This window comes from Acetobacter malorum (assembly GCF_001580615.1).
GTDB lineage: Bacteria > Pseudomonadota > Alphaproteobacteria > Acetobacterales > Acetobacteraceae > Acetobacter > Acetobacter malorum.
In genome coordinates, this window is the sequence record NZ_LHZC01000032.1 from 38,963 (window position 1) to 49,827 (window position 10,865).

General features: G+C 60.8%; 13 protein-coding genes. 3 read left to right on the forward strand and 10 right to left on the reverse strand.

Translation table 11 applies throughout. The annotated features are described in order from the left end of the window. Positions 1–100 precede the first annotated feature (100 nt). Positions 101–598 (forward strand): GNAT family N-acetyltransferase, encoded by a 498-nt coding sequence (locus AD930_RS01915; RefSeq protein ID WP_043551421.1) that lies wholly within the window; start codon positions 101–103, stop codon positions 596–598. A 69-nt stretch (positions 599–667) separates the two neighbouring features. On the opposite strand, the gene AD930_RS01920 is transcribed toward AD930_RS01915, so the two are convergent. The 7 genes from AD930_RS01920 to queA all read right to left on the reverse strand — a co-directional run bounded on the left by AD930_RS01920 (position 668) and on the right by queA (position 7,080). Beyond that, positions 668–1,294, reverse strand: coding sequence for an MlaC/ttg2D family ABC transporter substrate-binding protein (locus AD930_RS01920; RefSeq protein WP_061491899.1), 627 nt, complete (start codon positions 1,292–1,294; stop codon positions 668–670). A 22-nt stretch (positions 1,295–1,316) separates the two neighbouring features. After that, on the reverse strand, positions 1,317–2,165 hold the full coding sequence (locus AD930_RS01925) for an MlaA family lipoprotein (RefSeq protein ID WP_043551345.1): 849 nt from the start codon (positions 2,163–2,165) through the stop codon (positions 1,317–1,319). 217 nt (positions 2,166–2,382) lie between these two features. Further along, positions 2,383–3,210: a TerB family tellurite resistance protein gene (locus AD930_RS01930; protein ID WP_061504900.1), complete on the reverse strand. Its 828-nt coding sequence runs from the start codon at positions 3,208–3,210 to the stop codon at positions 2,383–2,385. A gap of 201 nt (positions 3,211–3,411) precedes the next feature. Beyond that, the gene (locus tag AD930_RS01935) at positions 3,412–3,660 is read right to left on the reverse strand and encodes a ribbon-helix-helix domain-containing protein (protein ID WP_061504901.1); all 249 of its coding nucleotides are present in this window, start codon (positions 3,658–3,660) and stop codon (positions 3,412–3,414) included. Beyond that, entirely contained in the window at positions 3,657–4,832 is a 1,176-nt protein-coding gene (gene queG / locus AD930_RS01940) for a tRNA epoxyqueuosine(34) reductase QueG (RefSeq protein WP_061504902.1), read from the reverse strand. The genes AD930_RS01935 and queG overlap by 4 nt, the downstream gene beginning before the upstream one ends. An 11-nt stretch (positions 4,833–4,843) precedes the next feature. Further along, entirely contained in the window at positions 4,844–6,004 is a 1,161-nt protein-coding gene (gene tgt, locus AD930_RS01945; protein WP_061504903.1) for a tRNA guanosine(34) transglycosylase Tgt, read from the reverse strand. After that, a complete protein-coding gene (gene queA, locus AD930_RS01950) occupies positions 6,001–7,080 on the reverse strand; it encodes a tRNA preQ1(34) S-adenosylmethionine ribosyltransferase-isomerase QueA (RefSeq protein ID WP_061504904.1) in 1,080 nt (359 codons plus the stop codon). Before queA ends, tgt begins: the two co-directional genes overlap by 4 nt. Positions 7,081–7,321: 241 nt before the next feature. Between queA and AD930_RS01955 the strand changes: the two genes are divergently transcribed. Together AD930_RS01955 and AD930_RS01960 are read left to right on the forward strand one after the other, a co-directional pair. Further along, complete coding sequence (locus AD930_RS01955) at positions 7,322–7,540, forward strand: hypothetical protein (protein ID WP_043551339.1); 219 nt, start codon at positions 7,322–7,324, stop codon at positions 7,538–7,540. A 13-nt stretch (positions 7,541–7,553) separates the two neighbouring features. Beyond that, the gene (locus tag AD930_RS01960; RefSeq protein WP_061504905.1) at positions 7,554–8,048 is read left to right on the forward strand and encodes a kinase inhibitor; all 495 of its coding nucleotides are present in this window, start codon (positions 7,554–7,556) and stop codon (positions 8,046–8,048) included. Positions 8,049–8,192: 144 nt separating this feature from the next. Here the strand turns inward: AD930_RS01960 and AD930_RS01965 are convergent, their stop codons facing one another. From AD930_RS01965 to AD930_RS01975, 3 genes are all read right to left on the reverse strand, one after another. Next, entirely contained in the window at positions 8,193–8,945 is a 753-nt protein-coding gene (locus tag AD930_RS01965; RefSeq protein ID WP_061504906.1) for a methylenetetrahydrofolate reductase, read from the reverse strand. After that, positions 8,942–9,850 carry a bifunctional methylenetetrahydrofolate dehydrogenase/methenyltetrahydrofolate cyclohydrolase gene (locus AD930_RS01970; protein ID WP_156102551.1) on the reverse strand — a complete coding sequence of 303 codons (909 nt, stop codon included), beginning with the start codon at positions 9,848–9,850 and terminating at the stop codon, positions 8,942–8,944. The genes AD930_RS01965 and AD930_RS01970 overlap by 4 nt, the downstream gene beginning before the upstream one ends. A gap of 184 nt (positions 9,851–10,034) precedes the next feature. After that, the coding region (locus tag AD930_RS01975; RefSeq protein ID WP_061504907.1) for a GNAT family N-acetyltransferase at positions 10,035–10,865 on the reverse strand (831 nt) is incomplete at its 5' end.

The window sequence follows — 10,865 nt, forward strand, 5'->3', positions numbered from 1 at the left end:
GGCATCCATCATCTGAACCACTTTCAAGGCAGAAAAACAGGACACGCTGCCGGAGAGTATTTCGGTGGCGTTTCTGCGTTCTGGCGGAGGGTGCGTCATGCTGACGGCGCGCTCAGTCAGAACAGGGCGGCTTATGCTGCAACCTGTCACATGGCGCGATATGGATGATATGGCGTCTCTGAAAGCTGATGGCGGGGCGTTTGGCCAGATGTTGGGGGGCGTGTGTACCCGCCAGCAGGCTGAACGGGAAATGGCGGATGATATTGCCTTCTGGGCCTGCCACCGGGTTGGGATTTTCACCATTAGGGAAAATGACCGGTTTGTCGGCATGACCGGCATTCATGATCGGCCAGACGGGCGTGGCTTCGGGCTGCGCTTTGCCCTCTACCCGTGGGCCAGCGGGCGCGGTATTGCGCGGGAAGCGGCCAGTGCGGCCCTGAATTTTACGCATGATGCTGGCGTGAAGCGGGTAATTGCTGTCGCCAAGGAAAGCAATCTGGCCTCTCGCACCATTCTGGGCGGGATTGGCATGCATGTGTATGAGACCTTCCCACGGGATGGCCAGACCATGCTGGTTTATGAGAGCGTGCGCGGCTGAAGGCGGCCGATAAGCCATAAAAAAGGGCACCCCGAGAGGTGCCCTTTTTAGTTATTCTTTTCAGACCGCTTAGTTGGCGGCGGGGGCGGAATGATGCTCGATCTGGCGCTTCAGGGCGGTCAGCAGGGCATCAATATTGCCGCCGTTGCGGGCGATGTAGGAGGAGTAATCCTGCCGCTGCGTCAGACGCAGGCTGGCGCCTTCCCCAACCACATCCACAACTTTCGGGCTGCCGCCGGTATGGCCAACAATCCACTGCATGGACGCCGGGGGCTGCTGCGGGCGGATGAGCGTGGCTTCGACAGCATCATCTTCACCAGATTTGGTGATGGCACCAATGGTGAAGCTCACGCCGCGATAATCTCCCAGCTTGTCGGTAATGGCGTTGACCAGAACCTCGTGGAACAGACCGAGATACTGCTTCTGCTGTTCCGGCGTGGCCAGCTTCCAGTAACGGCCCAGGCAGTAGCGGCCAATGGCATCAATATCCACATCCTGCTGGATCAGCGGCAGAACACGGGCCTTTTTTTCCGACAGAGAGACCTGGCTGTTCACGATGGCAACCAGTTTGGAGCCGAAGGATTCGATGAACTGACGGGTGCCTTCAGCAGCATGGGCAGGCAGGACGGAAAGACTGCCAGCACAAATGAGCGCAAGGGCGCCTGTCACAAGGCGACGGCTGGAAAGAAATTTCATGTCGGCGCTATCCTTGTTGTTTTTAGTGATACCAGGCCGGCACGGTGGCGCGGTTATCATTTTTGATAGCCTCCGCCTGTGCCTTCCGCTGCTGCTGATAGGCACTGCGGATTGTTGCGTAGGGGTCCAGTGCATCACGCTGCAGGGCATCCAGCTCATCCAGATGCGTTGAGCGACCGTGCACAACCCCCATCATATTATAGGCCCAGTTGAAGCTGATAAGCCCATAGCCACGCGGGACATAGTTCCAGGGGGAAAGACCCTGATCAATCCCGTAGCCGATCCCATCACGGATGGAGGAGGGGCCCATAGGCAGGAACAGATACGGGCCGGAGGGAATGCCCCAGTTGGCCAGTGTCATGCCAGCATCATTATCATGATGCGGATACCCGGCCATTTTGGCGACATCGATCAGCCCGCCAATACCCACGGACATGTTGATGCACCAGCGCACGAAGGAATCGCCCGCACGGCGGGGCTTGCCTGCGCCCACGTCGTTAAAGAATACGGACGGTTCGTTCATTGTGGTGATCATGTTGCCCAGAGAATTCCGGACAGGGCGCGGCACGGCCCAAACATAGGCCTTGGCGACCGGACGCAGCGCCCAGTGGTCGACCGTCATGGTCAGGTTGTAGACCTTGCGGTTCAGCGGCTCGTACGGGTCATTCGCCTGCTTGTATTCCTCAAGGGCGTCCGGATCTTTGGGGACAGGCGCCTTGATGGCGCTGCACCCCGTCAGGGCGACAAGGGTGGCGACCAGTAAAGAGCTGCGTGAGGAAAAACGGCGCTGGGCCGAAGAGCCTTCCCGAGTCTGACCCGCATGTGTCTGACCGCGAGGGCGGAGCCGTGCACCGTTCCGTCCTGAATTCATTGCCGCGTTTACCTTCACCCTGTGACGCACCAGTAAAACCTGACCTAAAGGCAGGAGTCTTCTGCTGCCTTCTCTACCACGAGAAATGTTCTGCGCAATGCAGGTCATCCCTGCATGAGAGGCAGGGGAGCAGAAAAGAAGCGCTGCTTAGGCCTTTTGGTTTAACGGATGTGTCAATTTTTCCAATATTGTTGCCTGAATGCCGCACCGATGGCCCTTACAGGCCTCGATCGCGTTTGATCATATCCCACGCGGCGTTGATGCGGGAAATTTTGGCCGATGCTTCGGCAATTTCAGCAGGGGATGCCTTGCGGGAGGCCATCACATCCGGGTGATATTGCCGCACCAGCACCTTCCAGCGGGCGCGCAGTTCCTCGTTGGAGAGGGAGGCATCCACGCCCATCACCACATAAGCGTCTTCTTCCGCCATGGCAGGGCGGGACCGACCTTGCTCTGCCCGTTCCCACGCACCCCGGCTCAGGCCGAACAGTGCATGCACGCGCTGCAGGAACTTGGTTTCTTCTTTGGTTAGCGGTTCATCAGCAGCCAGATCCGCGCGGGCAATGCCGAAGAGCACGCCCATCAGGTCTTCCAGCGGCTGCTTGTCCTGCGCGTAGGCGGTGCCGAGTTCTCGGGCGAAAGACTCGTAATCGTCCGTTCTCTGGCGGGCGAGGTCAAACAGGCGGCCAACTTCCCGCACGTTTTCATCAGGCACCCGGAAGCGCATTTTGAAGGCGTCGATTTCCCGACGGTTTACCGGCGCATCGCACTTGGCCAGTTTGGCGCAGAGAATGATGCTCGTCAGGCCGTAGAGCTGTTCTTTCTTGCCAAGAGCCGCCGCAAGTTTGGCGGCCATGAAGGTCGCCGCGCCGTTTGGATCGGGATTTGCACGGGCTGCCCAGCGGTCACTCCATCCCCCTGAGGGGGGCTGAAGCAGGGTGCCTTTATCTGCGGCATGCCCCAGTGCTGTGCCCAAAGCTGCGCCAACAGGTCCGCCCATGGCAAAACCTGCGACACCACCAAAAATCTTACCCCATATCGCCATGTTGCCTGCTTAGCATTGTCTGGCCGGCAGCCCAAATCCGACCCGCGTTTGCGCCATGTGTTCAGCATAGCAGGGCGGGAAGGGATGCGAGAAGATGAAGGCTGGGCAATCCAGCTGTGAAGCCTTTGAAGGGGGGGCTGGAGCGGGGAACAGCGAGGCAGGCTGGCGCACATTCGGGCACCAGATCGACCTGTAAAAATCTCAGACAGATGAGGCTGGTGTTTGTGGCGTGCTCTGTTTTTGCAACCAGAGAAGGGCCTGCACCCGCAGGAAAGAGGCCAGAGACTGAATGGGGCGGCGTTCCGTATCCAGTTGGGCAACAAGAACGGGTAAAGGCTGGTTGTGGGCGCGGGCCATGTCTTCCAGCACCTGCCAGAACTCAGGCTCCAGCGCTACACTGGTATCATGCCCGGAGAGGATCAGGCTGCGTTTGCGCAAATGGGCGCTCATACGCGGAGGCCATCCAAACGGGCAACGGCCCATCGGGCGGCCTCGGCCACCACGTTGTCCGGGTCCTGTGTGAGACGATGCGCATGCGGGCGTAATTCTGCGAGTCCAGAGTTGCCTATAGCGATCAGCACATTCCGCACAAAGCGATTGCGCCCAATGCGTTTAATGGGAGAACCGGAAAATTTCTGACGGAAGGCGGTATCATCCAGCTGGCTTAGGCTGGCCAGATCCGGGGCGATCAGGTCAGGCCGGGGTTGCAGCTTGATCTGGCGGGACGCCTGCGCAAAGCGATTCCACGGGCAGACTGCCAGACAATCATCACATCCATAAATATGGGTGCCGATGGCCGGGCGCAGCTCCAGAGGAATGGGGCCGGCATATTCAATGGTCAGATAGGAAATGCAGCGCCGGGCATCCATGCTGTAAGGGGCCGGGAAAGCCTGCGTAGGGCAGGCCGTCAGGCAACGCGTGCAACTGCCGCACCCTCCGCCCGAAGGGGGCGAGGTGGGCAGAGCCAGCGTGGTGTAGATTTCCCCTAAAAACAGCCAGCTTCCATGACTGCGGGAGACCAGATTGGTGTGCTTGCCCTGCCAGCCGAGCCCGGCCTGTGCGGCCAGCGGTTTTTCGGCCACCGGGGCAGTATCCACAAAGACTTTAACACCGGGAGGCGGGGCTTCAGCAACAGAACGGCCCGGTTCGCCAGCATGCAGGCCGGGTTTGCCCGTTTGGCTGGTCTGGCCCGTCTGCCGTTGTGCAGCGGTAAACGCCCGCTCGGCCTCCCGAGTGCCCTCCCGGACCACAAACTGCGCCAGATGCTTCAGCATGCCTTTGATGAGGTCATGATAGTCGCGGTGGCGGGCGTAAACCGAAATATTGCCCCGGTCAGGCTGGCTGAGGGTGGCGAGGGGGTCGCCCTCCGGCGCGTAGGATACGCCGAGTGCAATTACGGTGCGGGCTTCCGGCCAAAGAGTCGTGGGTTGTACGCGCTGGTCGGCTCTGTCGGCCAGCCAGCCCATTTCGCCGTGATAGCCGTTGGCCAGAAAGTCCGTCAGACGGTCCCGAACCTCCGGCCCAAGATGGGCCGGGCAGAAGCCGATGGCGTCAAACCCCAGTGCCAGAGCTTTTTCCCTGATCCGGGCCGCCAGTTTTTCTGCTCCGGGCTGGGAGGGCATGGGGGCTGCTTTCAGGGGACGGGAGGAATGGCGGGCTGTGGCATTTCATCTTCCGTCCAGTCTTCCGCCGCCCAGTTGGCGCGCAGAGTGGTGGCGAGTTCGTCCAGACGGCCTTCTATAATGGCTTCCCGAATCTGGCGCATCAGGCGCTGGTAGTAGGCAATGTTATGCCATGTCAGCAGCATCGGGCCGAGAATTTCATTGGCCCGGAACAGATGGTGCAGATAGGCGCGGCTGTGGCGGGAGCAGGCCAGACAGTCACAGTCGGGGGAAATGGGGCGGGCATCCGTCGCATGGCGGGCATTGCGCAGGTTGAGTGTGCCGCGTTCTGTATAGGCGCGGGCGGTGCGGCCGGCGCGCGTGGGCATCACGCAGTCAAACATATCCACGCCGCGCTGCACGCTGCCCAGCAGATCATCTGGCGTGCCAACGCCCATCAGGTAACGCGGGGCGTTTTGCGGCATGATGGGCACCGTGGTGTCCAGCGTGGCGAACATCAGTTCCTGCCCTTCGCCCACCGCCAGACCACCAATGGCGTAGCCTTCAAACCCGATATCCGTCAGGGCTTTAACGCTTTCCGTCCGCAGGTCCTGCTCCGTGCCACCCTGCACAATGCCAAACTGGCCGTAGCCGGTGCGCTGCACAAAGGCCTCGCGGGAGCGGGCAGCCCAGCGCATGGACATCCGCATGGAGGCGGCAATGGTTTCCGGCGGTGCGGGCAGGGCCGGGCATTCGTCAAAACACATGGTGATGGTGGCATCCAGCGCGTGCTGAATGTCGGTCGAGCTTTCCGGCGTTAGCCGATGGTAGGAGCCATCAATGTGGGAGCGGAAGGTGACGCCATCCTGATCCAGCTTGCGCAGCGCGCCGAGGGACATGACCTGAAACCCGCCGGAATCGGTCAGGATCGGGCCGGACCAGTCCATGAAGCGATGCAGGCCCCCCTGTGCGCGGATCCGTTCAGCACCGGGCCGCAGCATGAGGTGATAGGTGTTACCCAGCACAATGCCAGCACCCGTGGAGCGCACGGCATCCATTGTCATGGCTTTGACGGTGCCGACGGTGCCCACCGGCATGAAGGTAGGGGTGGCAACGGGACCGTGGGCGGTGTGCAGCATCCCTGCGCGGGCTGCGCCGTCCGTGCTTTCACAGATCCAGTGGAAACGGCTCATGCGGACTCTCCGGTGCGGTGGGCCTCAATAGGGTTGGCGCAGCGCAGCAGGCAGGCGTCCCCGTAGGAATAAAAACGGTAACCTGTCTGGACGGTATGGGCATACGCCGCACGCATCCGCTCTTCCCCCGCAAAGGCGCAGACCAGCATGAACAGGGTCGAGCGCGGCAGATGGAAGTTGGTCATCAGCATATCGACGGCGCGGAAGCGGTAGCCGGGCCGGATGAAAATGGAAGTGACATCATCAAACGGATGCACAATGCCATTTTCATCTGCAGCACTTTCCAGCAGGCGCAGGCTGGTGGTGCCGACGGCAATAATGCGGCCCCCGGCCTTGCGCACGGCATTGATGCGGGCCGCTGTTTCCGGCGTGATGATGCCGCGTTCGGCGTGCATGTGGTGTTTGGAAATATCGTTTTCACGCACGGGCAGGAAGGTGCCGGCTCCGACATGCAGCGTCAGCGTGCAGCGTTCCGCGCCGGTGGCGTCTACGGCCTCCAGCAGGGCCGGGGTGAAGTGCAGGCCAGCCGTGGGGGCCGCGACAGCGCCTTTATGTTCCGCAAAAATGGTCGCGTAATCCTGCGCGTCCTGCGCGGTGGGACCGTGTGGGCGATGGATATACGGGGGGAGCGCCAGCGCGCCGACATCCTGCAGGAACGTATCAAACGCTGAGCCTTCGGCAGAAAAACGCAGCACTGCGCCGCCGCCTTCTTCCCGCGCCAGAACCGTGGCGGTGTGGGTGCTGCCGGTAAAGGTCAGGGTATCCCCCACCTTCAGGCGGCGGGCATTACGCACCAGCACATGCCATGAGGTATCGGGTAGAATCCGGTCCAGCGTAATCCCGATATGCGCTTCACCGCGCAGGCCGTGCAGCTGGGCGCGGATGACGGCGGTATCGTTCGCCACCAGCAGATCCCCTGCTTTCAGCAGGCTGGGCAGATCGCTCACATGGCGGTCCATAAAGGGGCCGTGTGGGGGGACATCCAGCAGACGCGCGGCTTCACGCGGTCGGGCTGGTTCCTGCGCAATCAGGGTTTCGGGCAGGTGGAAATCAAAATCTTCGGTGCGGTCGCTCATGTTGAAACGGGTTTACGCAATAGGGTGCGGCGACGCCAGAGGGGAGTGGCGTCTCGGCGGGGCAGAAGGCCGGATAACACACGTTTTTTCAGGGTAAGGGGGCGTTGGGGCGGTGTCTGGCGTAACACTTACTCTCCGCCGAAACTGCCAGACATGGGTGCTGCGTTCTCTCACGGGGTTGAAGAAGGCGCTCTGCGGGGCCAGATTTCGCTTTGCAAACAAACCCATATGGAGACCCATTATGTCTTATGCCCTGCTGGATGCTGCCCGTGTTGCCAAAGCGGCCAAAGTTTCTCTGGATGTTCTGAAGACAAATCCGGAAACCACGGAAGCCCACCAGCGTAAAGTGATCATGATTGAACGGATTGAAGCGCTGGCCGCTGCTGCTGCGGATTCTGACGCAGGCAAGGCTGTCACGCTGACATCTGAAGAATTCTGGCTGATCAGCCGCAACTGGTAAGAAAGGCGCACCCATGGCTTTTGTTCTGACAAGCCCCGCTTTTACGGACGGGGCCACTCTGCCGCAGGCTCAGGTTTATAACGGCATGGGGCAGACGGGGCAGAATTTGTCTCCGGCTCTGGAGTGGACAAATGCTCCTGAGGGCACAAAAAGCTTTGTGGTGACGACGTATGACCCCGATGCCCCCACCGGTTCCGGCTGGTGGCACTGGGTTGTGGCCAATATTCCCGCTAGTGTAACGGCGCTGCCCGAAGGTGCTGGCTCAGGGAAAGGCGGCTTGCCGGAGGGTGCTGTGCAGGTGCGCACCGATTTTGGTGCTCCCGGTTATGGCGGGGCTGCCCCTCCTCCGGGTCCGGCGCATCGCTATATTTTCAGCGTTTATGCGCTGGATGTGCCCAAACTGGATATTGCCCCAGATGCCAGCCCGGCAATGGTGGGCTTTATGGTGCACCATCACAAACTGGCCTCTGCCAGTCTGACCGCTCTTTACAGCGGCCAGAAACCCTGACGCCTGCGAGCGATAAGGGTTAGCGTTCTGTTACGGCATAAAAAACCGGCTGTGCCTGCTTCTTGCAGAGGCACAGCCGGTTTTTTTGTGTGATGGAAACTGCTGGCCGGCAGCCAGATAAAACGCCGGAGTCTTAAAAGGCTGTCAGGCGGTTAAAGCGCTCATGAGGGGCGGCAGATACTGGTCCAGTTTGACCCGTAACGGCATCAGGTAGGCACAGCCCTGATCCTGCGAGAGCTGACGCAGCACGGACTGAGCAAACTGGATGTTGGCGTCCAGCGTTGGCTCAAAATCCTTGGGGAAAACCACATGGTTAGTGGTCTCCCAGTATGAGCGGGAGCGCGGGCCGATAACCGGGGAAAGCCCCCAGAAAACCTGCTCATCCTGCAACCATTCGCGGCACAGGTCGAACAGCTTCAGGTCAAACACAGGCTGGGTGAAAAACCCTTCGGCTCCTGCATCTTTCTTGCGGGCAATATCTTCCAGTTCCCGCCAGGGTGCGCGGCGATACGGGTCGAAGGCCGCGTAAATGCGCAGATGCGGCGCTTCCTTCCGATAGCGGCGGATAATGCTTTCCGTGCTGTTGGGATAGGTGCGGTGGGCAAGGTCAGCCGGAGGGTCACCATGCACCACCAGCACTTCCTTCAGCCCCGGCAGGGTGCTGCCGGGCAGGGGGGCACCGGGGGCGATATCAATGGCGCGGACGTGCGGAACAACGGTGCCAAACTGCGGCATGGTCAGAGCCGCAGCGTCCCAGCTCCGCAGCGGGAAACGCATCAGATCCGGGATATTCAGCGTGTCTGCTGCCGGGAACAGTGTTTTGACACTGGTGACGTCCTGCGCAAGCGCGTCCTCGCTACGGGGGATCAGCTCAACCGAAAGGCGGGACAGACTCATTCGGATTTCCCCGTTACCAGCAGGCGGGCGGCCATCAGGGTGTTTTTCAGCAGGCAGGCAATGGTCATGGGGCCAACACCGCCGGGCACGGGGGTGATGCGACCAGCGACTTTCACGGCTTCATCAAACACCACATCGCCGACCAGACGGGTCTTGCCGGTTTCGGTGGTGACACGGGTAATACCAACATCAATCACGGTAGCACCGGGTTTGATCCAGTCCCCATGCACCAGTTCCCGGCAGCCGGTAGCGACCACCAGAATATCACCCTGCCGCGCCAGAGCCGCCGTATCCCGCGTGTGGATATGCGCGATAGAGACCGTGCAGCCTTCTGCCAGCAGCAGCAGAGCCAGCGGCTTACCCACCAGATTGGAACAGCCAATTACCACCGCGTGCTTGCCGCGCATATCGCCAAGCTGGTCCCGCAGCAGCAGCAGGCAGCCCAGCGGTGTGCAGGGGATCAGGCTCGGCAGGCCAATGGCCAGACGTCCGGCATTGATTTCCCCCAGACCATCCACATCCTTTTCCGGCTGAATGGCATTGGTCACCCGGCGCGCGTCCAGGCCGTTTGGCAGCGGGAGCTGCACCAGAATACCGTGAATTTCCGGGTCATGGTTGAGGCGCTCGATCAGCGCGAGCAGTTCCTCTTCCGAGGTTGTTTCCGGCAGCATGTGCATGAAGGAGCGCATGCCGGCGTGGTGTGTCTGAATGGCTTTGTTGCGCACATAGACTTCACTCGCCGGGTCATTGCCCACCAGAATGACGGCCAGACCGGGGGTGACGCCATGCTCGTCATGGAACGTGCGCACATCTTCACGGATCTGCTGCCGGAGGGTGGCGGCAAAGCCTTTGCCGTCGATGAGGGAAGCCTGATGGTCAGACGGAAGGGAGGGGGATGTGCTCATCGTCACTGCTGCGGTCAATCCGGAAAAAAGGCGGTTGGAAGACCTGCCTGCCATACGCAAAAAAACGAGCGCCGACAATGGCAGAGCCTGCATGGAGGGCGTGCGGAAGAGGCGGAAAGCTGCCGAATATGGTGAATCTGGATTACGGAAAGGCCGGGAGAGAATGGGCGTATAAGGCTGTGCGTCAGGGCTGACCCGGCTCATCCTTCTTGTAAGGCGAGAAAGCGCTCAGGGCTTCTGCTTCGGCCCGTATAGCCGGACGTTCCTCGGCCAGAAAAGCGGAAACGGCTGAACGGAGTGAACTGTTTTCCAGCCAGTGGGCGGAATGCGTCAGGCTGGGCACATAGCCCCGCTGAATTTTATGCTCACCCTGCGCTCCGGCCTCTACGCGCTTCAGCCCGTGAGCAATGGCAAAATCAATCGCGCGGTAATAGCACAACTCAAAATGCAGGAACGGCCAGTCTCCGGTGCAGCCCCAGTTGCGTCCATAAAGCGTATCGCCCCCCAGCAGGTTGAGGGCGGCTGCGACGGGTACGTCGCCATGCCGGGCCATCATCAGCACAACCTTGTCGCCCAGATGTTCGGAGAGCAGGGGGAAGAAGGCTGGCGTGAGGTAGGCGCTGCCCCATTTGCGGTCCACCGTGTTGCGATAGAACGTATAGAAGGCCTGCCAGTCTGCCGGGGTAATCTCATCGCCACGGAGGGTATGGAAAGTCAGCCCGGCGGCGTTGGCGTCCCGCCGTTCGCGCTTGAGCACCTTGCGTTTGCGGGAGGCGAGAGTGGCCAGAAAATCGTCAAAGCTGCTGTAGCCGTGATTATGCCAGTGATACTGCAACCCAAGGCGGGGCAACCAGCCGCGCTGGCTGAGCAGGTCGCTTTCCTGTTCCTGACAAAAGGTAACGTGGGCGGAGGAAAGACTGGTTTCTCCGCAAATCTGGCGCAGGGCATCCGCTAAAACGGCGGCTGTTTCTGGCGGGGCGGAGGGGGCGCACAGCAGGCGCGGGCCGGGGGCGGG

Bases quoted from the DNA above. Each gene is read 5' to 3' on its own strand.
- AD930_RS01965 (WP_061504906.1), bottom strand. From the start codon at position 8,945: ATGAGTCTGTCCCGCCTTTCGGTTGAGCTGATCCCCCGTAGCGAGGAC.
- tgt (WP_061504903.1), bottom strand. From the start codon at position 6,004: ATGAGCCGTTTCCACTGGATCTGTGAAAGCACGGACGGCGCAGCCCGC.
- AD930_RS01955 (WP_043551339.1), top strand. From the start codon at position 7,322: ATGTCTTATGCCCTGCTGGATGCTGCCCGTGTTGCCAAAGCGGCCAAA.
- AD930_RS01920 (WP_061491899.1), bottom strand. From the start codon at position 1,294: ATGAAATTTCTTTCCAGCCGTCGCCTTGTGACAGGCGCCCTTGCGCTC.
- AD930_RS01970 (WP_156102551.1), bottom strand. From the start codon at position 9,850: ATGAGCACATCCCCCTCCCTTCCGTCTGACCATCAGGCTTCCCTCATC.
- AD930_RS01925 (WP_043551345.1), bottom strand. From the start codon at position 2,165: ATGAATTCAGGACGGAACGGTGCACGGCTCCGCCCTCGCGGTCAGACA.
- AD930_RS01930 (WP_061504900.1), bottom strand. From the start codon at position 3,210: ATGGCGATATGGGGTAAGATTTTTGGTGGTGTCGCAGGTTTTGCCATG.
- AD930_RS01935 (WP_061504901.1), bottom strand. From the start codon at position 3,660: ATGAGCGCCCATTTGCGCAAACGCAGCCTGATCCTCTCCGGGCATGAT.
- queA (WP_061504904.1), bottom strand. From the start codon at position 7,080: ATGAGCGACCGCACCGAAGATTTTGATTTCCACCTGCCCGAAACCCTG.
- queG (WP_061504902.1), bottom strand. From the start codon at position 4,832: ATGCCCTCCCAGCCCGGAGCAGAAAAACTGGCGGCCCGGATCAGGGAA.
- AD930_RS01960 (WP_061504905.1), top strand. From the start codon at position 7,554: ATGGCTTTTGTTCTGACAAGCCCCGCTTTTACGGACGGGGCCACTCTG.